Raw genomic sequence first — 24,640 nt, forward strand, 5'->3', positions numbered from 1 at the left:
GGGGAGCCTAACAACCGGCTCAGCGACGTGGGCGGCGGCCCTTGCGGGTCGAGACGAGCGAGCCGCGCGGCAGCACGACGTCGGGGTCCAGCGTCTTGGGCACCCCGGCCAGGAAGATCGCGAAGGTGGCCGGTCGCCGCTGCGCGAGCTCGAGCCGGCCGCCGTCGGCCGCGACGAGGTCGCGCGCCAGGCCCAGGCCCAGGCCGGTGCCCTTGCCCGAGGTGACCTCCCGCTCGAAGATCCGCGGCGCGAGGTCGTCGCTCACGCCGGGACCCTCGTCGCTCACCTCGACGACCATCGCCCCGCTGGCGCCGGACGGGCGGGCGCGCACGGTGGTGGTGCCGGCGCCGTGGACGAGCGAGTTCTCGATCAGCGTCGCGAGCGCCTGCGCGAGCGCGCCGGGCGTCGCGAGCACGGCAGTGCCCGGCGGCACCTCGACCTCGAGCCGCCGGCCCGCGGAGGCGAAGGACGGCGTCCACTCCTCGCGCTGCTGGTCGACGACGTCGCGCAGGTGGACGGCCTCGGTCGTGCCGCCCTGGGCGCGGCGCGAGCGGGCCAGGAGGTCGTCCACGACCGTGACCAGGCGCTCCACCTGCTCCAGCGAGATCCGGGCCTCCTCGCGGACCTCCTCCTTCTCGGTCGCCGCCGCGATCTCCTCGAGCCGCATCGTCAGCGCGGTCAGGGGTGTGCGCAGCTGGTGCGAGGCGTCGGCGGCGAACTGCCGCTCCGCGGCGAGACGGCCCGCGAGGCGGTCCGCGCTGCGGGCCAGCTCCGCCGCGACGAGGTCGATCTCCTCGATGCCGGACGGCTCCAGGCGGGGCCGCACCTGCCCGGACCCCAGCTGCTCCGCGCTCGCCGCGAGGTACACGAGCGGCGCGGCCAGGCGGCGGGCCTGCCACAGGGCCATCGCGATCCCGGCCGCGAACGCCACGACCGCGGCCGCGGCGACGAGCGCGACGGCGCCCGCCGACCGCCAGAACACGTCCCACCACGACGCCGTGAGCAGCACGACCGCACCCGAGTCCGTGCGGACGACCTCCGGGTACGCGCGACCCTCGACCGGCTCACCCGCCTGGAAGCGCTCACCGGACGCCGTGACCACCGACACCGACGCCGGGAGCTCGCCGTCGCCGCCGACGTAGACCTCGAGGAGCTCGTCGTCGAGCGGACGGTCCGTCGCCAGGCGGCTCTCCACCTGGCGCGCGAGGGCCTCGGCGCGCTGGTGGAGGTCGCGCTCCTCCGCCTCCTGGATCAGCCGGGCGCCGTAGAACGCCAGGGGGAAGCCGAGCAGGACGACCGCGACCGTGACGGCCGAGATCGTCGCCAGCAGGACGCGGCGGCGCACGTCGGGTCAGCCGGCGCCGGTCTCGAAGCGGAAGCCCATGCCTCGCACCGTCGAGATGTACCGCGGGGCGTTGGCGTCGTCGCCCAGCTTGCGGCGCAGCCACGACACGTGCATGTCCAGCGTCTTGGTCGAGCCGCTCGGGTCGGTGTCCCACACCTCGCGCATGAGCGTCTCGCGCGGCACCACGGTGCCGGCGTCGCGCACCAGGACGCGCAGCAGCTCGAACTCCTTGGCCGTGAGGTGGAGCTCGCGCTCGCCCTGGAACGCGCGGTGGGCGCCGAGGTCGAGGCGGACGTCCTGGGCGGCGACGTCGCCCTCGTCGCCGCCGTCGGCGTGCGAGCGGCGCAGCAGAGCGCGGACGCGGGCGAGCAGCTCGGCCAGGCGGAAGGGCTTGGTCACGTAGTCGTCGGCCCCGGCGTCCAGCCCGACGACGAGGTCCACCTCGTCCGCGCGGGCCGTCAGGACCAGCACGGGCGTGGTCAGCCCCTGCTGCCGGATCCAGCGCGCGACGTCCAGGCCGTCCATGTCCGGCAGGCCGAGGTCGAGGATGACCATGTCCGCGCCAGGCGCGGCGTCGATCGCACCTTGACCGGTGCCTTGCACGACCACCTCATAGCCCTCACGCCCGAGGGCCCGGGCCAAGGGCTCGGCAATGGCCGGGTCGTCTTCCGCCAACAGAACCTGCGTCATGTGGTCATGCTAAGTCACGTCCCGGCCCGCGTGGCCAGACCCACGTCCCCCGCGGCGCGGCGGTCCCCCCGCGGGCGGACGGTGGCGGCGCGCGCCTGGGCCCGGGGTCCGACGCCGCCTGTAGCCGCCACCCCTACGCTTGCCGCGTGCACTGGTGGGAGCGGGTCGGCGCCTGGGACGAGTCCCACCGGCTCAGCGTCGACGCCGCCGGCGCCGCGCTGGTCGGGCTCGTGCTGTTCCCCGCCACGGCCGGCTTCTCCCCCGGCACCGATGCGACCGCGGCGCTGGTCTTCGCCACCCTCATGCTCGTCGCGCTGGCCTGGCGCCGCACGCTGCCGACCGCGTCGGCCGCGACGATCTACGGCCTGGGCCTCACGCACATCGTGCTGGGCCACCCCCTCCTGCTGCCCGCCGACGTCCTCGTCCTGGTGGCCCTGTACTCGGTCACCGTGCACGGGCCGGTGTGGGCCTACCGCACGGCGATCGGCGGGGCGCTCGTGGGGGCCGTCGTGCTCGGGACGGCGGTGCTCGCGGCGCAGCAGGGCCCGGACGCCGCCGTGTCGGTCGCGTTCGTCGTCGGCCTCCTGGCCGTCAGCGTCTTCGCGTTCGCGCTGGTCCGCCGGTCGCGGCGGGAGCGCATCGACTCGCTCGTCGACCGCGCCCTGCGGCTCGAGGTGGAGCGCGACCAGCAGGCGCAGCTGGCGACGTCGGCCGAGCGGACCCGCATCGCGCGCGAGATGCACGACATCGTCGCCCACTCCCTGTCCGTGATCATCGCCCAGGCCGACGGCGGCCGGTACGCCGCGGCCGGCGACCCCGCCGCCGCGGCCCGGTCCCTGACGACGATCTCCGAGACGGGCCGCGCCGCGCTCGCCGACATGCGCCGCCTGCTGGGCGTGCTGCGGCCGGAGCTCTCGGGCGCGGGAGCCACCGGCACCACCGCCGGCCCCACGGGCGGCGGGCGCGCGTCAGAGCCCGCCGCGATCCCGGACCTGACCCCCCAGCCCGCCGTCGGTGACATCGCCCAGCTCGTCGAGCAGGTCCGCGCGAGCGGCATGCGGGTCTCGCTGGTCCGCATGGGCACGGACCGCCCGCTCCCCCCGGGGACCGGGCTGACCGTCTACCGGATCTGCCAGGAGTCCCTGACGAACGTGCTCAAGCACGCCGGGCCGACGCCGACCGTCACCGTCCTGCTCCAGTGGACCGCGACCTCGCTCGTCCTCGAGGTGTCGGACGACGGCCGCGGCGCCGCCGCGACGGGCGCCGACGGCGCCGGGCAGGGCGTGCTGGGCATGCGCGAACGTGCCGCCATGCTGGGCGGCACGCTGTCGTTGGGCCCGCGCCCCGGCGGCGGCTTCCGTGTCCGCGCCGAGATCCCCGTCCCACCCCGCACCGAGGAGCTGCAGCAGCCGTGAGCCCGAGCGACCCCACCGGACCCGCACCCATCCGCGTCGGTCTCGTCGACGACCAGCAGCTCGTCCGCGCGGGCTTCCGCATGGTCATCGACTCCCAGCCGGACCTCGAGGTGGTCGTCGAGGCCGGGGACGGCGCCGAGGCGCTGCGCCGGCTGGCCGCGGTGCCGTGCGACGTCGTGCTCATGGACGTGCGCATGCCGACGCTCGACGGGCTCGCGGCGACCGCGCGGCTGACCGCCACCGGGGAGCCGACGCCGCGCGTCGTCGTGCTGACGACGTTCGACCTCGACGAGTACGTGCTCTCCGCGATCCGGGCCGGCGCGAGCGGGTTCCTCCTCAAGGACGCGCCGCCGGAGGAGATGCTCGCCGCCATCCGCACGGTCCACGCGGGCGACGCCGTCATCGCGCCGTCGAGCACGCGCCGCCTGCTCGAGCACCTCGTCACGGCCCTGCCCGACACGACCGAGCCGACGCCGCACCCCGGCCTCGCCGACCTGACGGACCGCGAGCGCGAGGTGCTCGTGCTCATGGCGCGCGGACGGTCGAACACGGAGATCGGGCGCGACCTCTACGTCGCCGAGGCGACCGTCAAGACGCACGTGGGACGCATCCTGGCCAAGCTCGCCGCGCGCGACCGGGTGCAGGCGGTCGTCACGGCGTACGAGTCGGGGCTGGTGCGGCCGGGCGCCTGACTCCGCCCGCGGGATGACGGCCGGGCGGGCGAGGCCATGCCAGGGCGCGACGCCGCCCCGCTCGCCCCGCCCGTAGCGTCGGGACCACGCTCGACCTACCCCCGGAGAAGAACCTGTGGATCTCACCGCCCTGGACCCTGCCGCGATGCCCGGCTCCGCACGACCCGGCACGGAGACGGAGGCCGAGGCGCGGCGTGTCGCGGTGCGGGCGCGCGGCCTCGGCAAGGTCTACGGCTCCGGGGATGCCGCCGTGCACGCCCTGGTCGACGTCGACGTCGACTTCGCGGCCGGCGCGTTCACGGCGATCATGGGCCCCTCGGGCTCGGGCAAGTCGACGCTGATGCACCTGCTCGCGGGCCTGGACACGGCGACCTCCGGCACCGCGTACCTCGGCGACACCGCCCTGTCGGAGCTCGGCGACAAGGAGCTCACGGTCCTGCGCCGCACGCGCATCGGGTTCGTCTTCCAGTCCTTCAACCTCCTGCCGATGTTCACGGCGGAGCAGAACGTGGTGCTGCCCCTGGAGCTCGCGAACACACCGGTCGACCGGGAGTGGATGAGCACGCTCGTCGACACGCTCGGCCTGGAGCAGCGTCTCTCCCATCGGCCGAGCGAGCTGTCCGGCGGGCAGCAGCAGCGCGTCGCGATCGCGCGCGCGCTGATCGCCAAGCCCGAGGTCGTCTTCGCCGACGAGCCCACCGGCAACCTCGACTCCCGCTCGGGCGCCCAGGTCCTCAGCTTCCTGCGGCAGTCGGTCCGCGAGCTCGGCCGCACCGTGATCATGGTCACCCACGACCCGTCGGCGGCCGCCTACGCGGACCGCGTGGTGCTGCTGGCCGACGGCCGCATCGCCGGGGAGATCACCGAGCCCACGCCCGAGTCCGTGCTCGCCGGACTGGACGCGCTGCGCACGCTCGACGAGCCCGGGGCCCGGTGATGCTGCGCCTGACCTTCGCCCAGATGCGGCGCAGCCTGGGCCGGCTCGTCGCGGCGGGCGTCGCGATCGGGATCAGCACGGCGTTCGTCACCGCGACGCTCCTCGCGTCCGACGCGATGGAGTCGACGGTCTACGACGCCGTCACCGCCGGCTACGGCGACGCCGACCTCGTCGTGAGCGACGGCGAGGTCGACGACGCGACGCTCGCCACGCTCGAGGCGGTGCCGGGCGTGCGTGCCGTGCACGGGTACTCGCAGGTCGGCACCGAGCTCACCGGCCCGCGGGGCCAGACCTACGCGGGGATCAGCACGGTGGCCACCGACCCCGCGCTGCGGTCCGGGGCGCTCGTCGAGGGGACGCTCCCGCGGACCGCCGGCGAGATCGCGCTCACCGAGGAGAGCGCGCAGGTCGTCGGCGCCGGCCCCGGGACGACCGTGCAGGTCTCGATCGAGTTCTGGACCATCGGGGACGACGGCACCGAGACGACCAGGGTCAGGGTCGACGACCTCACGGTCGTCGGCATCCTGGACCTGCCCAGCGCGACGTTCGCCACCGCCGAGTCGGGCGTCGTGGTCGAGAGCCTCGGACGCCAGTGGAACGCGTTCACGCTGGGCCAGGGGCAACCGCAGCGGTACTGGCACGCCACGGCGGCGCTGGCCGACGGCGCGTCGCCCGCCGACGCGCAGGCCACGGCGACGGCGGCCCTGGGCGGCGACGTCGTCGTGCGGACCATGGAGGAGATGGGCCGCGCGATCACGGCGCAGGTGACCGGGCAGGCGGACCAGTTCACCGCCGTCGTCCTCGGCTTCGCCGGCGTCTCCCTGCTCGTCGCCGCGCTCGTCATCTCCAACACCTTCCAGGTGCTCGTCGCCCAGCGCACCCGCACGCTGGCCCTGCTGCGCTGCGTGGGCGCCGACCGGTCCCAGCTGCGCCGCTCGGTCGTCGTCGAGGCGCTCGTGGTGGGCTCCGCGTCCTCGCTCGTCGGCCTCGCGGTCGGGATCCTCGTGGTGCAGGTCGCGCTCGCGCTCCTGGGCGGCAGCGTCGGCGACGTCCCGCTGCCCGCGCGCATCACGCTCACGCCGGCCACCGTGCTCCTGCCCCTCGGCATCGGCACGCTCGTCACCGTCGCCGCGGCCCTGGCGCCGGCGGTCGCGGCGACGCGCGTCGCTCCCCTGGCCGCCCTGCGACCCGCCGGGACGCCGACGCTCGCCGAGCGGTCGAGCCGCCTGCGGCTCTGGGCCGCCGGGCTCCTCACCGTGGGCGGGGCCGGGGCGCTCGTGCTGGGCCCGGTGGTCGCCGTCCTGGCCGACCTCGTCGTCGGGCTCGCCCTGGGCCTGGTCGGCGGCACGCTGTCCTTCGTCGGCGTCGTCCTTGGAGCCGTGTTCTGGGTCCCCCGCCTGGTCGGGTCAGCGGGGCGCGTGCTGGCCCGCTCCGGTGGCCCGGCGGCACGCCTCGCCGCGGCCAACAGCGTCCGCAACCCCCGTCGCACCGCGGCGACGAGCAGCGCGCTGCTCATCGGCGTGACGCTGGTCGGGATGATGGCGACCGGAGCCGCCACGTCGCGCACCAGCCTCACGAGCACGCTCGAGGGGAAGTACCCCGTCGACGTCGCGGTGGGCACCCTGGCCAACGCGGAGCCGTTGCCCACGGGACTGGCGGACCAGCTGCGCGCGGTCGACGGCGTCGCCGACGTCACGGAGCTGACCGGGGCCCTGGTGGACGTCGTCGACGGCCTCGACCGCCTGCCCGAGTCGGAGCGCGCCATGGCCGGCTCGTTCACCGAGGTGCGCGCGGTCGACCCCGCCGCGGCGGCGCGGGTGCTGCTGGCGCCCGACGCCCTCGAGGGCCTGGACGACTCCCACGTCGTGGTTCCCACGCACCTGACGATGTGGACGCAGATCGAGACCGGGGACGAGGTGACGCTGTCCGCCGCCCGCCCGACCGAGCAGGTGACCTCGCCGACGCAGGGCCCGGCGGCGCCACCCGTCACCGTCGCGGTGCCGTCCGACGAGGCACCGCAGGACGGCGGCGCCCGGGTCACCCTCACGGCCGTGGTCACCGACCTGGCCGGGTCGGCGATGATCGTCACGCCCGCCGCGCTCGAGCAGATCAGCCCCGACGCGCCCGTGACGCGGACCTGGCTGCGGCTCGGCGCGGGCGAGGACGCGGCCGACGTCGTCTCCCGGGTCACGGCGGTCGCGAGCGAGACCGGGGCGGCTCTGGACACCACCGGCGCCGCCGTCGAGCGGGCCTTCTACCAGCAGGTCGTGGACACCCTGCTCGCGGTGGTGGTCGCGCTGCTCGGCGTCGCGGTCGTCATCGCGGTCGTCGGGGTGGCCAACACCCTCTCGCTGTCGGTCCTGGAGCGACGCCGCGAGTCGGCGACCCTGCGGGCCATCGGCCTGTCCCGGGCCCAGCTGCGCCTGACCCTGGCGGTGGAGGGGATGCTCATCGCGGGGGTCGGCGCCGCGGTCGGCGTGCTCCTCGGCACGCTGTACGGATGGGCCGGCGCGGCGACCCTGCTCAGCACGGTCGGCCCCGTCGACTTCGTCGTGCCGTGGCGCGACCTCGGCCTCGTGCTGCTCGTCGCGGTGCTCGCGGGTCTCCTGGCCTCGGTGCTGCCCGGGCGCAGCGCCGCCAGGACGTCCCCGGTCGCCGCGCTCACCGTGGAGTAGGTGCCGCGCGGGCCTGGGGACGACGCCGTCGTCCCCAGGCCCGCGGGTCCCCGCGCCCGCCGGGTGCGCGCGGGAGGCGACGGTGGCGGCATGGAGATCACGCTGGCGCCGTGGGGCGACGTTGACCTGCCGAGGGGGGCGTCGTTGGGGCGCTCCCGCGCGGCCCTCGCGGCCCTCACGGGCGCCCCCGAGCTCACCGACGCCGTCCTCGGGGTCGACGGGCAGGTGCTCGGCGACGACCACGTCGCGGGCGCCCACCCGCTCGTGACCGGCGCCGTGCTGCGCGTCGGTGCCGGCGCACCCGACCTGGCCGCGCTCGCGGCGCGCCTGCCCTGGCACGTCGCGGTCGTCTCGGGTCCGGCCGCGGGCGCCGTCTGCGTGCCGATGCGGGACGGCACCGTGCGCCTCGGTCGGCCGGAGGGCGGCACGCGGGTCGGCGCCCTCGACCTGGACGACCCGGCCGCGTCGCGCCACCACGCCCTCGTCGGTGCCAGGCGCGGGCACCGGCGCGACGGGTGGCGCGTCCGGGATGTCGGCTCCGCCAACGGGACGACCACGACGCGCCGCCACCGCGAGGTCGCGGTGGGCCGCCGGGGACGCCGGGTCCGGCCCGGGCAGGTCGTGCGGATCGGGGGCAGCGCGGTGGTCGTCCGGCTCGGGACGGGGGCCCCGGACCCGCCGGTGGCCGGCCGCGCGCCCGCCACCGCCGCGGAGCCGACGGGCGGGCCCCCGCACCGGGCGCGGCCCGCGGGCGGCGAGCGAGCCGGAGCGGCCACCTGGCTGGCGCCCCTCGTGGTGTCGGTCGGGCTCGCGGCCGTCACGGGCAGCCCGGTGCTGCTCGCCCTGGGGCTCGCGGGCCCCGCGGCGGCGCTGGTGACGGCGCTCCTGCGCCGCCGCCGCGAGGCGCGCGAGCGTCCCGGCTCTCCCGGTCGGTCCGGGGCGCGCGCCGGTCGCCGCAGCCGCGCGGACCGTCGGCCGGTGGCACGGGACGCCGCCGCGCTCGCCGTCGGGACAGCCGCGGCGCCCGGGTTGCCCGCCGAGGACGCGCCCGCGTGGTGGCCGTGGGCGCGCGAGGGCCTCGCGGTCGTCGGACCGGGACGCCACGCCGTGGCGCGGGTCCTGGTCGCGCACCGGCTCGCCCGGCCGGGCACCGTCACGGGCGTGGGCGGCCGCGCCGCGGACTGGTCGTGGGTGCGCTGGCCGGCGGCCGCGTCCGGGGGCCGGCTGCGCGCTACCTGGTCCGGCGCCGCGCCCCCGGCCGCGACGTCGCCGCACCTCGTCGTGGCCGACGGCGCCGTGCCGCCGGCCGTGCACCGGTGGTGGGCGGGCGGCGACCGGGACGACGGCGCCGTCGTGCTCGTCGCGGACGCCGCGGACGTCCCGGCGTGGTGCCGCTGGGTCGTCACGAGCGACGAGGACGGCCGGGGGTCGCTGCGGGGCCCCGCCCGGTCCGGTCCCGTGCACCTCCCGGTCGCGTCCCGGGCCTGGGCCGACGCGCACGCCCGCCGCCTGGCGGCCCGGTGGGCGGTCGACGAGGGCGCCGCCGCCGGGGTGCCCGACCTCGTGGCGCTCGCGGACCTGTGCGGGAGCCCGTCACCCGCGGGGGTGGCGGCGACCTGGCGCGGGGTGGCTGCCGCCTCCCCGCTGCGGTCCCTGACCGCGCCGCTGGGGGTGGACGCGGCGGGGGCGTTCGACGTGGACCTGCTCGCGCACGGCCCGCACGCGCTCGTCGCCGGCACCACGGGCTCGGGCAAGTCGGAGCTGCTCCAGGCCTGGGTCCTGGGCCTCGCGCTGCGGTACCCGCCGACGCACCTGGCCATGGTGCTCGTGGACTTCAAGGCGGGTGCGGGCCTCGTGGCGTGCGCGGGCCTGCCGCACGTCGTGGGCATGGTCACCGACCTCGATGCCGGGACCGCTGCGCGGGCCCTGTCCGGACTGCGCTCGGAGATGCGCCGCCGCAAGGCCGCGTTCGCGAGCGCGGGCGTCGCGGACCTGGAGGACCTGCGCGCCCGTGGCGCCGCGCCGCCCCGCCTGCTCGTCGTCGTGGACGAGTTCCGCGCGCTCGCCGACGACCTGCCCGACTTTGTGCCCGGCCTGGTGGACCTCGCCGCGCAGGGTCGCTCCCTGGGGCTGCACCTCGTCCTGGCCACGCAGCGTCCGGCCGGCGCGGTCACGGCGCAGATGCGCGCCAACCTCGCGCTGCGCCTGTGCCTGCGGGTCACGGACGCGGCCGACTCCCAGGACGTCGTCGAGGTCCCCGACGCGGCGGCGATCGCCGTCGGGACGCCCGGACGCGCGCTGGTGCGACGCGCCGGCGCGGTCGTGCCGGTCCAGACGGCCTGGGCGGCCCACCCGGCCGGCGCCTGGCAGGCGCCCGCCCGACCGGGCGACCCGGTCCGCGTGCGGTGGGCGGCCGCGCCGCCCGGGACGGCGCCCGCCGCAGGGCAGGCGCGCCCGGCGGGCGAGGCGGGATCGCACGCCGACCTCGCCGGCGCGCCGCCCGACGAGACGCCCCGCCTGGTCGCGGCGTGCGCGGACGCGGCGCTCCGGCTGGGCCTGGGCGCCCCGCTCCCGGTGTGGGCGGCGCCGCTGCCGACCGGCGTCGCGGACGACGACCTGCCCCGCGCGCCCACGCCCGGCGCGGCGGACCCGCGGGACGACCGGCTCGTCCTGGGCGTCACGGACCTGCCGGAGCTGCCCGGCCACGGCGTGCTCACCTGGGCGGGCGCCCCGCTCGCCGTGGTCGGGCGCCCCGGCAGCGGCCGGACGACGGCGCTGCGGGTGGTGGTCCGGGCCGCGCTCGCGCGGGGGTGGCCCGTCCACGTCGTCGGCGCGGAGCCGGCCGCGCCGCACCCCGCGCTCGGGACGGTCGTCGGCGCGGACGACCCGCGCCGCGTCGCCCGCCTGCTCACCCTGCTGCTCGACCGGGAGCCCCGCCGCGCGGAGGCGCCCCCCGTGGTCGTCGTGGTCGACGACGTCGGCGCGGTGCAGCGCGCGCTCGAGCGGGTGCCACGCGCGGCCGCGGCCGACCTCCTCGACCGGCTGCTGGCGGACGGCCCGCGCGCCGGGCTGCGGGTGGCCGTGGCCGGCACCCCCACGGAGCTGCTCCGCCTGCTCCCCCGCTGCCCCGAGCGGCTCGTGCTGGCCACCGACGACCACGACGACGCCCTCCTGGGCGTGCCGCGAGGGCTCGGACCCGCCACCCGCCGGCCGCCGGGTCGCGCCGTGCACGTGGGCGGCGTCCGGCCGGTCGTGTGCCAGCTCGCCCGGCCGGGCTCGGCGCCCCCGGCGCCGACGCCGCCCGGCGCTGGACCGCCGCCGAGGCTGCGTCCGGTGCCGCGGTCGGTCCGCCGACGCGAGCTCGCCGCCCCCGGCGCGACGGCGCCCGCGCCGCACGCCGTCGCCGTCGCCCTCGGCGGGGACGACGGCGGGCCGGTGCTCCTCGACGTCTCCCGCGGGGCGCTGGTCGTGGGACCGCCCGGGAGCGGACGCTCCACGGCCCTGGCGACGATCGCGGCCGGGCTCGTCCGAGCGGGCGTCGCGCTCGTCGTCGTCGCCGCCGACGGGCCGCTCGCCCGGGAGTGCGCGCGGCTCGGCCCCGCCGTGCAGACCGTCCGCCCCGACCAGCTCCCGGCGCGGGTCACCGGGGTGCCACCCGCGGCCCGCGCCGTCGTGCTGGTCGACGACGCCGACGCCCTGGCGCCCGCGGTCGACGAGGCACTGGCCGCGCGCCTCGGGCACGGCGACGGTCCGGGGGCCGCGCCGGCGGTCGTCCTCGCCGCCCGCACCGACCGGGCCGCCGCGGCCTACCGCGGGGTCCTGGCCGAGCTGCGCGGCACGGTCCCGACCCTCGTCCTCGCCCCCCTCACGGCGGGCTCGGCGGAGGTGGCGGGGACCGACCTCACGCTGGTCGTCGACCCGGACCGGCCCCGGGCACCGGGCCGTGGCGCGCTCGTCGTGCGCGGCCGCGCCGTGCCGGTGCAGGTCGCCCTCGCGGACGACGCACCCGACGGGTGAGCGCGGACGCCGCGGGGGGTCAGGCCGGGCGCCGCGCCGCGACGACCAGCAGGACCAGGGCCGCGACCGCCACTGCGAGGGCCGCCCACGCGATCGCCGCGACCGCGGGGGCGACCTGCGCCTGGAGCAGGGTCGCCGCGGTCGCGATCTGGAGGAGCTGCCAGGTGGCGGCGGGTCCGCGCACCCGGCCGCGCGCGGCGGTGAGGTCCCCCTCGTCGGCGGCGTCCTCGTCGGCGGCGTCCCCGTGATCGGTGCCCGCGGCGCGCTCGGCCGGCCCGGAGGCGGTCCGCGCGTCGTCCCCGGCGACCGACCCGCGCCAGATCGAGCGGGCACCCACGGCGAGGGCGGCCGCCACGCCCGCGGCGGACAGCACGAGGAAGGCGGCGACGGCACGGTTCTCGGTGGAGACGAGCGCGACCAGCCCCACGACCGCCCCGACGCCGAGCGCCGCGGCCTCCAGCAGCAGGAGCGCCACGAGCAGCGAGACGGACCGGGACCGCCCGCCGGGCGACGTCCCGCGGGGGCCCGGGACGGACGCGGCGGCGGGCTCGCCGCCCTCGGGCGACAGGGGTTCGGGACCGGGCACGGCACGAGCCTAGGACCACCGACCCGCGCCGCGGACGCCCCGTGGCGGCCGTCCCGGGGCGGGTCCCGGCGCGGCCCTCACGGGAGGTATCGGCGCTGGTCCGGCGGGGTCGAAACGCTGTGACCAACACCTCACGGTGATACGGATGAAACCTTCTCGTTACCCCTTGTGCAGCCGGGCGGCGGCATGTGACGCTTGATGCAGTCGTAGGACGTTCCCGCACGCCCCCCACCAGAGCCCACACCCTCCCCCGGGTGCCGGCTCGACGCGCGCCCGAGGAGATCGCATGGATTGGCGCCATCGCGCTGCATGTCTGGACGAAGACCCTGAGCTCTTCTTCCCCATCGGCAACACCGGACCTGCGCTCCAGCAGATCGACGAGGCCAAGGCCGTGTGCCGCCGCTGCCCCGTCATCGACACGTGCCTGAAGTGGGCGCTCGAGTCCGGGCAGGACGCCGGCGTCTGGGGCGGGCTCTCCGAGGACGAGCGTCGCGCCCTCAAGCGTCGCACGGCCCGCGCCCGCCGCGCCGGCTGACCAGCCGCCTCCGCACCGCACCCACGACGACCCCGGTCCCGCCCTCAGGGCGGCGCCGGGGTCGTCGTCATCTCGGCGGGTGCACCCGGCGTGGGTCCACCCGGCGCTCAGGCGGGCTTGCGCTCGCGCAGGTCGACGTCGAGCACGACCTGCGTCCCGCCGCTCGGCCGGGCGGACCAGTCGATCGTCCCCTGGAGCTCGTTGCGGACGAGCGTGCCCACGATCTGCGTGCCCAGGCCGGTCATCGGCCCGCGGCCACCCGCCTCGGGCGGCAGGCCGACGCCGTCGTCCGCGACCGTCGCCCGCAGGTGCGTCCCGGTCCGCTCCGCGGTGATCTCCACGGTGCCCGTGAGGCCGCCCGCGAAGCCGTGCTCGACCGCGTTGGTGACCAGCTCGGTCAGCACCAGGGCGAGCGCCGTCGCGTCCTCCGCCGGGACCATCCCGAACGTCCCCGTCCGCACGGTGCGCACGGACGCCCCCGCGGAGGCGACGTCGGCGGCGAGCCGCAGGCTCCGGTCCACGAGCGTGTCGAAGTCGACCGTCTCGTCGAGCGTCTGCGAGAGGGTCTCGTGGACCTGGGCGATCGTCGTCACCCGCCGCATCGCCTCGCCGAGCGCGTCGCGGCCCTCCTGCGACGTCATGCGCCGCGACTGGAGCCGAAGCAGCGCGGCGACCGTCTGCAGGTTGTTCTTCACGCGGTGGTGGATCTCGCGGATCGTCGCGTCCTTGGTGATGAGCTCGCGCTCCCGCCGGCGCAGCTCCGAGACGTCGCGGCACAGCAGGACGGCGCCGATGCGCTGACCGTGCTCGGTGAGCGGGACCGCACGCAGCGACAGGCACACGCCGCGGGCCTCGACGTCGGTGCGCCACGGCGCGCGGCCCATGACCACGAGCGGCAGTGACTCGTCCATGGCCGAGCTCTCCTCCAGCAGCTCGGTCGTCACCTCCGCGAGCGAGCGGCCGACGAGGGAGCCGAGCACGCCGAGGCGGTGGAAGCAGCTCAGCGCGTTGGGGCTCGCGTAGAGCACCTCGCCCTCGGAGTTGAGCCGGATGAGCCCGTCCCCGACGCGCGGCGCCCCGCGGCGCGGGCCGGTCGGCGCGTTCGGCGACGGGAACTCGCCGCGGGAGATCATCGCGACGAGGTCGTCCGCGGCCTCGACGTAGTTCAGCTCGAGCCGGCTCGGCGTGCGCGTGCCGCCGAGGTTGGTCTGCCGCGCGATGACCGCGATCGGCCGGTCGCCGTGCACGACGGGGACCGCCTCCTCGCGGACCGCGTAGGTGCCGAACCAGCGCGGCTCGCGCGAGCGCTGGATGCGCACCTCCGCGAGGGCCCGCTCCAGCTGAGGTCGCTGGCCCTCCGGGGCGCTGCTCCCGACGATGTCGTCGTAGTGGACCGTCGCCCCGGTGGAGGGACGCGCCTGGGCGATCGCGACGAAGTCCCCCGCGGTGGTGGGCAGCCACAGGACGAGGTCGCCGAACGCCAGGTCCGAGATCAGCTGCCAGTCGCCGACGAGCAGGTGCAGCCACTCCACGTCGGCCGGGCTGAGGTCGGCATGCCGGGAGACGAGGTCGCTCAGTGTGGACACGCCCAAAGCGTAGGCGCACCGGGGCCGGCCCCGGGCGGGCGGCGGAGGCGCCAGGCAGCGCGCGCCGCCCCCGCACGAGGCACTAGCCTCAGGTCACCGCTGATGACCCGGAGGCAAGGGTGCACCTGTCCGCACACGCGCGCTACGACGCCGACTTCGACCGCGTGGTCGCCATGCTCGCCGACGAGGAGTTCGTCGCGGCGAAGGTCCGGGCGTCGGGGGCCGTCTCCCAGCAGGTCGACGTCGTGGGGACCGCCGACGAGGCGTTCACCGTGACCACGCGCCGCCACATGCCCACCGACCAGATCCCCGCGCAGTTCCGCTCCCTGGTCGGCGCCACGCTCGAGGTCCGCCAGGTCGAGGCGTGGGTGGCGCCGGGCGGCGACGAGCGGCGCGGCACCGTCGTGGTCGAGATCGTGGGCGTCCCCGTCCGGCTGACCGGGACCATGCGCCTGACGTCCGACGGCGACGCGACCGTCCAGGAGATCCAGGGCGAGCTGAAGGCGTCGATCCCGCTCTTCGCCTCGGCCGTCGAGCAGGAGACCGCTCGCGCCCTCCAGGCCGCGATCGCGGCCGAGGAGCGGACGGCCCGGGCGTGGCTCGCCCGGTGAGCGGCGCCGGTCGCACGTGGTGAGAACGCGGCGCGGCGACGGCGCGTGCTGTTGACACGCCTCCCGAGGCGCCGCGAGACTACCGGACGTAGTGGAACCGCTCTCATCCTGGGCCCGACGCGCGGGACGGCGTGGTGACGCCACGCCCAACGACCCTGCCCGGTGCGACGCCGCACCGCACGGCCGCCCGGCCACGAGCCCCGGGCGCTCAGGAAGGACTTCGCCGATGACGGCAGACGTGCGTCCGCCCGGGCTGCCGCCCGCCTCGGACCTCCCGCACGCCCCCACGCTCGAAGAGGTCGCGGAACGAGCCGGCGTGTCCCGCTCGACCGCCTCCCGCGCGATCAACGGGGGCCTCAAGGTGAGCCCCGAGGCCCAGGCCGCCGTCGACCAGGCCGTCGCCGAGCTCGGCTACACCCCGAACCGCGCCGCGCGCTCGCTCGTGACCCGGCGCACGGACTCCGTGGCGCTCGTCGTCCCCGAGCCGGACGAGAAGGTCCTCACCGACCCGTACTTCGCCGGCACGCTCCAGGGCCTGAGCGCGGCCTTCGTCGACACCGACATCCAGCTCATCCTGCTCATCGCGCGCCGGGGCGAGGAGGCCCACCGCACGGGCCGGTACCTGCGCAACGGCCACGTCGACGGGGCCGTGATCGTCTCCCACCACCGCGACGACGCGCTCGACACGGTGCTCGCGGAGTCGCGCCTGCCGTGCGTCTTCGTCGGCCGCCCCTGGGCCGCACCGCGCCCCATGCAGTACGTCGACGTCAACAACTACCTGGGCGGACGCCGGGCGACCGAGCACCTCATCGGGCGTGGCTGCCGGCGCATCGCGACGATCGCCGGGCCGCTCGACATGGCCGCCGGCGTCGACCGCCTCGCCGGCTGGCGCCAGGCGCTGCAGGACGCGCAGCTCTCGGACGAGGCGATGGTCCGCGGCGACTTCACGTCCGCCGGTGGCGCCGCGGCGATGGACCGGCTGCTCGACGCGCACCCGGACATCGACGGCGTCTTCGCCGCCTCCGACCTCATGGCCGCGGGCGCCCTCGGCGTGCTCGCCCGCCGCGGGGTCTCCGTGCCCGGGGACATCCGCGTCATCGGCTTCGACGACCTCGGCGTCGCCGCGTCCACCGCGCCCCCGCTCACCACGATGAGCAACCCCGTCGTCGAGATGAGCCGGGTGGCCGGCGAGCTGCTCCTGGAGCAGATCGCCGGGCAGACCACGTCCTTCGAGCCCCGCATCTTCGGGGCCGAGGTCGTGGCGCGCGACTCCGCCTGACCTGCGCGGCCGTCCCGCGGTCCGACCCGACCGCCGAGGCGCAGCGGTCGCCCGTAACGATCCGGTCACGGCGTCCGCGAAGGGTGGGAGCGCGCCCAGCGATCCGGCATGATCGCGTCCGACCCACCCGCGGCTCGACGACGACCCGCGGCTCCCACACGACGAGGTGATGATGCGAGCTCGCGCCGGCGGCGTCAGCGCACCTCCTGCCGTACCGCGCCCGCACGGCGACGCGTGAGCGGCGACCTGCGGCCCTGGCGTCTGCGCACCGCGCTGCGGCGCTCCGCCCGGCAGTGGCGCCTGCTCGCGGTCGTGGCCACGGTCGCGGTCCTCGTGGGAACGCTCCTCAGCTCGCTCGCGGTCCTGCTGGTCGCCACCGAGAACCAGGGCGTGGAGAACGCCCTGACCCGTGCGGACCCCGCGCGCGCCGAGGTCCGCGTCACCATCGACACGCTGACGGTGCCCACGGCCGACGCGCGCGCCGCGGCCGACGACGCCGCCACCGCCCTGGTCTCCCCCGCGACGGTCGCCGGGCTCGGCGCCGAGCAGTCCAGCCTGCAGCGCGTCGAGCGACCCGGCGCGCTCCCCGCCGTCGTCTACCTCGGCCACGTCGACGGCGTCGCCGACGCGGCGACGCTCGACGCCGGCGCCTGGCCCGCGCCGTCCGGCGCGGGCGGGACCCTCCCGGTGGCCGTCCCGGCCGCCGCGGCCCGCGACCTCGGGCTCGCCGTCGGCAGCCGGGTGCCCGTGCGGCCGCTCACCTCGTCCACGCCGGCGCTCGAGCTCGAGGTCGTCGGCGTCTTCGCGGTCACCGCTCCCGGCTCGCGCTTCTGGTCCACGGACGTGCTCGAGGGGCGCGCGCACGAGCCGGCGTTCGCGATCCCGGGGACCGGCGGGGCGCTCCAGACCGACGCGTACGGACCCCTGGTGACCGCCCCCGGCGCGCTCGACGCGGCCGGCGCCGCCGTCGAGCGCCTGACGATCAGCTACGCGCCCGACTTCGCCGGGGCGGCGGTGGCCGACGTCGTGCCGCTGCTCGAGCGGCTCGGGGCGGCGGCGGACCGCGGACCGGCGGCGGTGGGTGCCGTGGGTGACGACGTCCGGGTCTCCACCCCCCTCGCGCCCGTCGTGCAGGAGGTCGGCACGGCGCTGGTGGTCACGCGCGCAAGCGTGCTCGTCGTCGGGCTGCTGCTCGTGCTCCTCGCCGTCGCGGCGCTCCTGCAGACCGCGCGCCTCCTGGTGGAGGCGCGGTCCGCCGAGCAGGGCCTGATGCGCGCCCGCGGGGCGTCGGGGCGTCAGCTCCTCGGCCTCGCCCTCACCGAGGCCGTGGGTCTCGCGCTCCTGACGACGGCGCTCAGCCCCGTCCTCGCCCGCCTGGTGCACCTCGGCCTCGCACGGCAGCCGGCGATGGTGGCCGCCGGCATCACCCAGGACCCCGGCGTCCCGGCGGCGGCGTGGCTCACCGCGGGCGCCGTCTCCGTCGTCTTCGCCGTCGTGCTCGTCAGCCCGCTGCTGCGGCGCGGCGGCACCTTCGTCGACGGCGAGCAGGCACGCGCCCGCCCGGACCGGCGCGCCGTGCTGGCGCGGTCCGGGCTCGACCTGGCGCTGGTCGTCGTGGCGGCCGTCGCCTTCGCCCAGCTGCGCAGCTACCAGAGCCCGCTCGCCTCGGACGGCGCGTCGCTCGTCGTCGACCCGGTGCTGGTCGCGGGACCGGCGGTGGTGCTGCTGGCGGGCGCCCTGGTCGGGGCGCGCCTGCTGCCCGCGGCGTCGCGCGTGGCCGAGCGCCTCGGCGCCCGGGGCCGGGGCGCGGTCGGCCCGCTCGCGGCGTGGGAGGTCGGCCGCCGCTCGACCCGCGCGACCGCGGCCGTCCTGCTGCTGACGCTCGCGCTCGCGGTCGGCACCTTCTCCCAGACCTTCCTCGCGACGTGGCGGCAGTCGCAGCTGGACCAGGCGCAGCTCGCGACCGCGGCGGCCGTCGTCGTGCAGGACGCGGACCCCACGAGCGCCCAGGCGACCGCGCTGTCGGCGCCGGACGTCACGGACGCCGTGCCGCAGCCCACCGCGCGCCGCGACGCCGAGCTGGCGCCCGCCGACGTCGTCACCTACGACGGCGTGCCCGACGGTCGCCCCGTGCGGCTGCTCGCGCTCACCGCGGAGAGCCGCGCGATGCTCGACCGCGGGCGCATGGGCCGCGTGTCCGGGACGGACATCGCCGCGCTGGAGGTCGACCTGCCCTCGGCGACCGGCCTGGCCCTGCCCGACGACGCGCGCGGGCTCTCGGCGGTCGTCCGCGTCGGCGACGCGACGGAGCCCGTGCCGGTGGTGGCGCTCGTGCGGGCCGTCGTCGAGGACGCGGGCGGGCTCCTGAGCACCGTCTCCCTGGGCTCCGTGCCGTTCGACGGCACCGACCACCGGCTCGACGCCCTGCTCCCGGCCGGCCTGCGCACGCCGGCGCAGGTGGTGGGGTGGCAGACGAGCCTGCTGGTCGTCGACCAGGAGGCCGCCGAGGAGATGCTGTCCCTCGAGCTGCGCGCGGTGCTCTCGCTCGCGGAGATCTCGGCCCTCCTCCCCGACCCGGCCGCGCCCCCGGCCGACGCGCCGGCCGACGACGCGGACGCCGCGGCGGCGCAGCCGCCCGGCGGTGCGCCCGACCTCGCGACCCTCGGGCTCCTCCGCGCCCCCCTCGACGTGCCCGCCGAGACCGACTGGACCGTGCTCGGCGTCAGCATCGATGCGGTGCCGACGGAGCCCCTGCCGGGCACCCAGGTCGCGGTGCGCGTGAACGGCCTGCTCGTGGACCTCCTCCTGGCGGGCGTCGCGACGGTCACGCAGACCGTGTGGGACCCGGTCGGGAGCCTGCCGGTCGTGCTCTCCTCCGGGCTCGCCGAGAACCTGCGCGCGCAGCCGGGGACGGGCTTGCAGCTGGTCCTGGACACCACCGTCGTCCGGGTGGTCGTGGCGGACGTCGTGCCGCGCGTGCCGACCCTCGTGCGCGAGGAGAGCGTGGTCGTGGACCACACCCAGCTGGCGCGCGCGATCGCGCAGGCGGGCGGCGCCCGCACCCCCGTCGACGAGTGGTGGCTCGACGTCGCGCCAGACGACGTGCCCGCCTACCTCGCCGGCCTGCCGGCCCTGCCCGACGGCGAGCCCGGCGCCCGGCGTGCGACAGCGCAGGTCGAGGTCACCGACGCGATGCTCCAGCACCCGCTGCGCGTCGCGACGCAGGCGGCGCTCTGGCTCGTCACGGGCGCCGCGGCGGCACTCGCCGCCGTCGGCTTCGCGGTGCACGCCACGGTCTCGCTGCGGTCGCGGTCGGTCGAGTTCGCGCAGCTGCGGGCGATCGGCCTCACCCGGGGGCGGCTGACCGGCGTCGTGGCGCTCGAGTCGCTCCTCCTCGGGACCCTCGGCGCCGGGTTCGGCATCGCCCTCGGGACGCTGCTCGGGCACCTGGTCGGTCCCCTCGTCGCGGTGTCCGCGACGGGCACCCGGCCCGTGCCCACCGTGCTCGTCGAGGTCCCGTGGGGCCAGGTCGCGCTGCTCGCCCTGGAGGTCGTCGCGGTCCTCGCCGTCGTGGTGCTGGTCGTCGCGCGCACCCAGCGGTCCGCCGACCCGGCCGGTGTCATGCGGCTGGGGGACGAGCGATGAGCGACCGTCACTCCGCGAGCCCGCGGTCGACGCTCGCGCGCCGCGCGCGCTCCGTCACCGGCTCGGGCCTGCTCCTCGCCCGGCGACGCGCCCGCGAGGACGTGTGGCTGCTGCTCGCCCTGGTCGGATTCGTCGCCCTCAGCGCCGTGCTGGCGGTCTCGGGCCCCCGCACGGTCACGTCCACGATCGACGGCGGGGTGCAGGACGCCGTCCGGGGCGCCGGCCCCTCGGCCACGCTCGCCTTCGAGACGGTGGTCGGTCGGCCGAGCGCGACGACGACGCCCACGGTGACCTCCGCGCAGGGCTTCGCGGAGTTCGCCGAGGCCCTGCCGGCGCTCCTCCCGCCCGCCCTCGGGACGGTGGCCGGGGACACCACGGCGACCCTGGTCGGACCACCCACGCCGCTGCTCGCGCGCGACGACGTGCTGGACCGCGCGACCGACGCCGACGGCCAGGTGGAGCTCCGCGTCGCCGCCCTGCCGCGGGACGCGGCGGGGACGGTCGGCCTCGACCTCGTCGCCGGCGCCCTGCCGGGCGACGGGGGCGGCGACGAGCTGGCGCCGGTCGAGGTGGTCGTCTCGACCGCGGTGGCCGAGCGCCTCGGGCTCGGCGTCGGCACCCGCGTCGCGGTCGCCGCCCCGAAGGGCGCGGTCGTGGTGGACGGCCGGCCGGCGTCCGAGCTCGTCGTCGTCGGCCTCGTCGCGCCCGCGGACGCGACGGCACCCGCCTGGGAGGCCGTGCCCGAGGTCTGGGAGCCCACGCACCGCGAGGCCCGCTCCGACCGCGCCGCCTTCAGCCGTGCGACGGTGCTCGCGGCTCCCGCGGGCGTGAGCCGGGTCCTGGACGCCGGCGCCCTCTTCACGGGCACCGCGCGCTTCGAGGTCGTCCCGGAGGCGTTCACGGTCCCTCTCGCCGAGGACGTCGTGGAGGCGATCGCGGACGTGCGCGCCGACGGGTCGGGGCTCTCCGGGTCCGGCGGCGTCTCGGTCACGGTGCGCACCGCGCTCGACGACGTGCTGGCCGCGTACCCGCCCCAGGCCCGCGCGGCGCTCGCGCAGATGTCCGTCATGACCTGGGGGGTCGTGGGCGTCGCGGCCGTCGTGCTCGTGCTGCTCGCGCGGCTCCTGGTCGTGCGGCGCGGCGGCGTGCTGCGGCTCGAGCGCGCTCGGGGCGCGTCGGCGGCCGCCGTGTGCCTGCGGCTCCTGGCCGAGGCGCTGGTCCTCACGGGCCTGGGCGTCGCGCTGGGCCTGGGTGCGGCATGGCTCCTCACCCCCGGGCGGCCCACCGACCTCGCGCCGCTCGTCGTCGTCGCCGTCGTCTCGCTGCTGGCCGGACCGGTCCAGGCGGCGTGGCTCGTGCGCCGCGCGTGGACCGGACGCCGCGAGCCGGCGAACCGCCAGGATCGCGCCCAGCTCGCCAAGCGCCGTCGCGTGCGCCGCGTCGTCGCCGAGGGCGCCGTGGTGGTGCTCGCCGGGGCGGCGGTGGTCTCCCTGCGCGGGCGCGGCCTGCTCCAGGAGGACTCGGCGGGCGCCGACCCGTTCCTGGCCGCGGGCCCCGTGCTCGTCGCCGTCGCGGTGACGCTGCTGGTGCTGCGGGTCTACCCGTGGCCCGTGCGCGCGGCCGCGACGCTCGGCGGGCGCACGCGCGGCGTCCTGGGCGTCCTCGGCGCGGTCCGGGCGCAGCGCGCCGTCGCGCCGCTGCCGCTGCTGGCCCTCACCCTCGGCATCGGCATCGCGATCGCCGGCGGCCTCCTGCTCGGCACGGTGCGCGGCGGCCAGGTCGAGGCGTCGTGGGACCGGGTCGGCGCGGACGTGCGCGTCGACGGGCGCGAGGTCGCCGTCCCGCTCGACCAGGTGACGCGGGTGCGTGCCGAGGCCGGTACCACCGGCGACGGGCCGACGGTCGCGTCGGCGGAGGTCACGTCCGGCGCCTCCCTGTCGCTGGGGACCAGCTCCGCCGCGGTCACCGTCCTGGCGGTCGACGAGGGCTACCCGGACCTCCTGCTCGCGCTGCAGGCCGCACGCGGGCAGGACGACCCGGCGGCGCTGGACGTCGCGCGGTCGCAGGCCGCCGCGCTGCGCGACCTGCGCGGGTCGGCCAGCACGGCGGGTCGCGTGCCGGTGCTCGTCAGCCCGGAGCTGGCCGAGCGCGTCGTCGGCGACGACACCGCGCTGTACGTCGGCGCGTCCTACGTCACGGTCGAGGTGGTCGGCACGATCGTCGGCGCCACCGAGGGCTACCTCGCGGGCCCGTACGTGTACGCCGACCTCGAGGCCGTCGCGGCGCACGCCGAGCTCGCCCCCACGGCGGACACGGTGTGGTTCGTCGGCGAGGGCTCGGCGCAGGCGGCGACCGCGCTGGACGTGCCGCCCGAGACCGTCCAGCAGCGGGCCCAGTGGCTCGAGGCCCGGCGCGACGGGGCGCTGCTCGCGGGCGTCGAGCGGCTCATGGCCTACGCGGTCGCGGCGATCGCCGTGCTCGGCGTGGTCGCCCTCGTCGCGACGGTGCTCGCCGGGGCGCGCGAGCGCGGGCGTGCGCTCGCGATGCTGCGCACGCTGGGCATGCGCCCCCGCCTGGGCTGGTGGCTCGCGCTCGCCGAGCTCGCCCCCGTCGTGGTGGCGGCCCTCGTCGGCGGGACGCTCTCCGCCGTCACCATCGTGCTGGTGCTCGCGCCGGCGCTCGGGCTCGACGTCCTGTCCGGTGGCGTGCGCGCCCCCGACCCGGCCGTCGACCCACAGGTCATCATGGGCGTCGCGGCAGCCGCGGCCGTCCTGCTCCTCGTCGCGGTGCTGGCCGAGGTCCTGGCCCACCGTCGCGATCGGCTCAGCGAGGTCCTCAGAGTGGGAGACACGGCATGACGACACCGATCGAGACCCCGCCCGCGACGCGGCGCGGCAGCCGCGCCGGACGCGACCAACGCGGCGACGAGGCGCGCGGTGACGAGGCGCCCGAGCCCGCGGGCCGGTCCCACCGCGAGTACGGCGCGGACGCGCTCATCGTGTGCGACAACCTCGTGCGCATCTACCAGGTCGAGCAGATCGAGGTGCAGGCCCTGCAGGGGCTCGACCTCCTCGTCGACCCGGGCGAGATGATCGCGATCGTCGGCGCGTCCGGCTCGGGCAAGTCGACGCTGCTCAACGTGCTGTCGGGGCTGGACGTCCCGACGGCGGGCCGGGCGCGCGTGGCGGGCTGGGACCTGCTGCGCATGTCCGCGGCCGACCGCCTCACGTACCGCCGCAGCGTCGTCGGGTTCGTCTGGCAGCAGACGTCCCGCAACCTCCTGCCCTACCTCACGGCCGCGGAGAACGTCGCGCTGCCGATGGCGTTCTCGGGGGCTCGTGCGCCCGCCCGGCGCCGGCGCACGAGCCAGCTGCTCGAGGCCCTCGGGATGGGCGCCAAGGCGGACCGCCGCCCGGGCGAGCTCTCGGGTGGCGAGCAGCAGCGCGTCGCGATCGCCGTCGCGCTGGCCAACCGGCCGCAGGTGCTCTTCGCGGACGAGCCCACCGGCGAGCTCGACTCCGCGACCGGCGAGGACGTCTTCGCCGCGCTGCGCTCGGCCAACACGGACCTGGGGGCGACGGTGGTCATCGTGACGCACGACTCCGGGGTCTCGACGCAGGTGCAGCGCACCGTCGCGATCCGCGACGGCCGGACGGCGTCGGAGGTCGTGCGGCGCACCGAGGTCGACGAGCACGGCGCGTCCGAGGTCATCGCCGAGGAGTACGCCGTGCTCGACCGGGTCGGCCGCCTGCAGCTCCCGGCGGAGTACCGCAGCACCCTGGGGCTGCGGGACCGGGTCCGCCTCGAGCTCGAGCCGGACCACGTCGGGATCTGGCCGGACGCGACGCGCCCGGCACCGCGCCGCGGCGCGCCCGCACCGACCGAGGAGGACCCGCGATGAGCACCGCGCCGCAGACCCGAGGCACCGCCGCCGCCGCCGACGGGGCACCCATGGTCGTCGTCGAGGCCCTCAGCCGCACCTACCGCTCCTCGGGCAGCGAGGTGCACGCGCTGCGGGACGTCGGCTTCGAGGTCGACCGCGGCCAGCTCGTGGCGCTCGTCGGACGCTCCGGCTCGGGCAAGACGACCCTGCTGAACTGCGTGGGCGGGCTGGACCGGCCGACGTCGGGCCGCGTCGTGGTCGACGGCACCGAGGTGAGCGCGATCGACGAGCGCGCGCGCACCGCCCTGCGCCGGGACCGGCTCGCGTTCGTGTTCCAGACCTTCGGCCTGGTGCCGATGCTCTCCGCGGCCGAGAACGTCGGCCTGCCCATGCGCCTGAAGAAGGCGCCGACGGCGGAGCGCGAGGCGCGCGTCGCGCACCTGCTCGAGCTCGTGGGCCTGACGCGCCACGCGGCGCAGCGCCCCTCCGAGCTGTCCGGCGGCCAGCAGCAGCGCGTCGCCATCGCCCGGGCGCTGGCGAACTCGCCGCGCCTGCTCATCGCGGACGAGCCGACGGGTCAGCTCGACGCCGAGACCGGGGCGACCGTCATGGCCCTGCTGCAGTCCGTGGTCCGCGCCGAGGGCATGACGGCGATCGTCTCGACGCACGACCAGACGCTCCAGGCGCTGGCGGACCGCACGCTGCGGCTCGCCGACGGGCGCCTGGTGGCGGAGGGCTGAGGCG

General features: G+C 77.5%; 16 protein-coding genes. 12 read left to right on the forward strand and 4 right to left on the reverse strand.

Features of this window, described 5'->3' with window-relative positions; all coding sequences use genetic code 11:
• Positions 1 to 19: 19 nt before the first annotated feature.
• Both H2O74_RS11910 and H2O74_RS11915 read right to left on the reverse strand, forming a co-directional pair.
• The gene (locus H2O74_RS11910) at positions 20 to 1,345 is read right to left on the reverse strand and encodes a HAMP domain-containing histidine kinase (RefSeq protein WP_182111783.1); all 1,326 of its coding nucleotides are present in this window, start codon (positions 1,343 to 1,345) and stop codon (positions 20 to 22) included.
• Between the two features lie 6 nt (positions 1,346 to 1,351).
• Complete coding sequence (locus tag H2O74_RS11915) at positions 1,352 to 2,035, reverse strand: response regulator transcription factor (RefSeq protein WP_182111784.1); 684 nt, start codon at positions 2,033 to 2,035, stop codon at positions 1,352 to 1,354.
• A 146-nt stretch (positions 2,036 to 2,181) separates the two neighbouring features.
• On the opposite strand from H2O74_RS11915, the gene H2O74_RS11920 reads away from it, so the two are divergent.
• From H2O74_RS11920 to H2O74_RS11940, 5 genes are all read left to right on the forward strand, one after another.
• Complete coding sequence (locus tag H2O74_RS11920) at positions 2,182 to 3,450, forward strand: sensor histidine kinase (RefSeq protein ID WP_182111785.1); 1,269 nt, start codon at positions 2,182 to 2,184, stop codon at positions 3,448 to 3,450.
• Positions 3,447 to 4,142 carry a response regulator transcription factor gene (locus H2O74_RS11925; RefSeq protein ID WP_182111786.1) on the forward strand — a complete coding sequence of 232 codons (696 nt, stop codon included), beginning with the start codon at positions 3,447 to 3,449 and terminating at the stop codon, positions 4,140 to 4,142. The genes H2O74_RS11920 and H2O74_RS11925 overlap by 4 nt, the downstream gene beginning before the upstream one ends.
• Before the next feature lie 145 nt (positions 4,143 to 4,287).
• Positions 4,288 to 5,079: an ABC transporter ATP-binding protein gene (locus H2O74_RS11930; protein ID WP_182114243.1), complete on the forward strand. Its 792-nt coding sequence runs from the start codon at positions 4,288 to 4,290 to the stop codon at positions 5,077 to 5,079.
• Positions 5,079 to 7,754: an ABC transporter permease gene (locus H2O74_RS11935; RefSeq protein ID WP_182114244.1), complete on the forward strand. Its 2,676-nt coding sequence runs from the start codon at positions 5,079 to 5,081 to the stop codon at positions 7,752 to 7,754. The genes H2O74_RS11930 and H2O74_RS11935 overlap by 1 nt, the downstream gene beginning before the upstream one ends.
• Positions 7,755 to 7,844: 90 nt before the next feature.
• The gene (locus H2O74_RS11940) at positions 7,845 to 11,771 is read left to right on the forward strand and encodes an FtsK/SpoIIIE domain-containing protein (protein ID WP_182111787.1); all 3,927 of its coding nucleotides are present in this window, start codon (positions 7,845 to 7,847) and stop codon (positions 11,769 to 11,771) included.
• A 19-nt stretch (positions 11,772 to 11,790) separates the two neighbouring features.
• On the opposite strand, the gene H2O74_RS11945 is transcribed toward H2O74_RS11940, so the two are convergent.
• Positions 11,791 to 12,357, reverse strand: coding sequence for a hypothetical protein (locus H2O74_RS11945; protein ID WP_182111788.1), 567 nt, complete (start codon positions 12,355 to 12,357; stop codon positions 11,791 to 11,793).
• Between the two features lie 286 nt (positions 12,358 to 12,643).
• Between H2O74_RS11945 and H2O74_RS11950 the strand changes: the two genes are divergently transcribed.
• On the forward strand, positions 12,644 to 12,892 hold the full coding sequence (locus tag H2O74_RS11950; protein ID WP_182111789.1) for a WhiB family transcriptional regulator: 249 nt from the start codon (positions 12,644 to 12,646) through the stop codon (positions 12,890 to 12,892).
• A 107-nt stretch (positions 12,893 to 12,999) separates the two neighbouring features.
• Here the strand turns inward: H2O74_RS11950 and H2O74_RS11955 are convergent, their stop codons facing one another.
• Entirely contained in the window at positions 13,000 to 14,478 is a 1,479-nt protein-coding gene (locus H2O74_RS11955; RefSeq protein WP_255491596.1) for a sensor histidine kinase, read from the reverse strand.
• A 119-nt stretch (positions 14,479 to 14,597) separates the two neighbouring features.
• Here H2O74_RS11955 and H2O74_RS11960 point away from each other — a divergent pair, with 119 nt between their 5' ends.
• The 6 genes from H2O74_RS11960 (at position 14,598) to H2O74_RS11985 (ending at position 24,636) form a co-directional block, all read left to right on the forward strand.
• The gene (locus H2O74_RS11960) at positions 14,598 to 15,089 is read left to right on the forward strand and encodes a DUF2505 domain-containing protein (protein WP_255491597.1); all 492 of its coding nucleotides are present in this window, start codon (positions 14,598 to 14,600) and stop codon (positions 15,087 to 15,089) included.
• 226 nt (positions 15,090 to 15,315) lie between these two features.
• Positions 15,316 to 16,368, forward strand: a complete 1,053-nt coding sequence (locus H2O74_RS11965; protein ID WP_182111790.1) for a LacI family DNA-binding transcriptional regulator — start codon at positions 15,316 to 15,318, stop codon at positions 16,366 to 16,368.
• 234 nt (positions 16,369 to 16,602) lie between these two features.
• Entirely contained in the window at positions 16,603 to 20,013 is a 3,411-nt protein-coding gene (locus H2O74_RS11970) for an ABC transporter permease (RefSeq protein ID WP_182111791.1), read from the forward strand.
• Complete coding sequence (locus H2O74_RS11975) at positions 20,010 to 22,871, forward strand: FtsX-like permease family protein (RefSeq protein WP_182111792.1); 2,862 nt, start codon at positions 20,010 to 20,012, stop codon at positions 22,869 to 22,871. The genes H2O74_RS11970 and H2O74_RS11975 overlap by 4 nt, the downstream gene beginning before the upstream one ends.
• Entirely contained in the window at positions 22,868 to 23,914 is a 1,047-nt protein-coding gene (locus H2O74_RS11980; RefSeq protein ID WP_182111793.1) for an ABC transporter ATP-binding protein, read from the forward strand. The genes H2O74_RS11975 and H2O74_RS11980 overlap by 4 nt, the downstream gene beginning before the upstream one ends.
• Positions 23,911 to 24,636 carry an ABC transporter ATP-binding protein gene (locus tag H2O74_RS11985; protein ID WP_220457958.1) on the forward strand — a complete coding sequence of 242 codons (726 nt, stop codon included), beginning with the start codon at positions 23,911 to 23,913 and terminating at the stop codon, positions 24,634 to 24,636. Before H2O74_RS11980 ends, H2O74_RS11985 begins: the two co-directional genes overlap by 4 nt.
• The last annotated feature ends 4 nt before the right edge of the window (positions 24,637 to 24,640 follow it).

The sequence above is a fragment of the Actinotalea sp. JY-7876 genome (assembly GCF_014042015.1).
Lineage (GTDB): Bacteria > Actinomycetota > Actinomycetes > Actinomycetales > Cellulomonadaceae > Actinotalea.

Bases quoted from the DNA above. Each gene is read 5' to 3' on its own strand.
- H2O74_RS11915 (WP_182111784.1), bottom strand. From the start codon at position 2,035: ATGACGCAGGTTCTGTTGGCGGAAGACGACCCGGCCATTGCCGAGCCC.
- H2O74_RS11930 (WP_182114243.1), top strand. From the start codon at position 4,288: ATGCCCGGCTCCGCACGACCCGGCACGGAGACGGAGGCCGAGGCGCGG.
- H2O74_RS11935 (WP_182114244.1), top strand. From the start codon at position 5,079: ATGCTGCGCCTGACCTTCGCCCAGATGCGGCGCAGCCTGGGCCGGCTC.
- H2O74_RS11940 (WP_182111787.1), top strand. From the start codon at position 7,845: ATGGAGATCACGCTGGCGCCGTGGGGCGACGTTGACCTGCCGAGGGGG.
- H2O74_RS11950 (WP_182111789.1), top strand. From the start codon at position 12,644: ATGGATTGGCGCCATCGCGCTGCATGTCTGGACGAAGACCCTGAGCTC.
- H2O74_RS11965 (WP_182111790.1), top strand. From the start codon at position 15,316: ATGACGGCAGACGTGCGTCCGCCCGGGCTGCCGCCCGCCTCGGACCTC.
- H2O74_RS11975 (WP_182111792.1), top strand. From the start codon at position 20,010: ATGAGCGACCGTCACTCCGCGAGCCCGCGGTCGACGCTCGCGCGCCGC.
- H2O74_RS11980 (WP_182111793.1), top strand. From the start codon at position 22,868: ATGACGACACCGATCGAGACCCCGCCCGCGACGCGGCGCGGCAGCCGC.
- H2O74_RS11985 (WP_220457958.1), top strand. From the start codon at position 23,911: ATGAGCACCGCGCCGCAGACCCGAGGCACCGCCGCCGCCGCCGACGGG.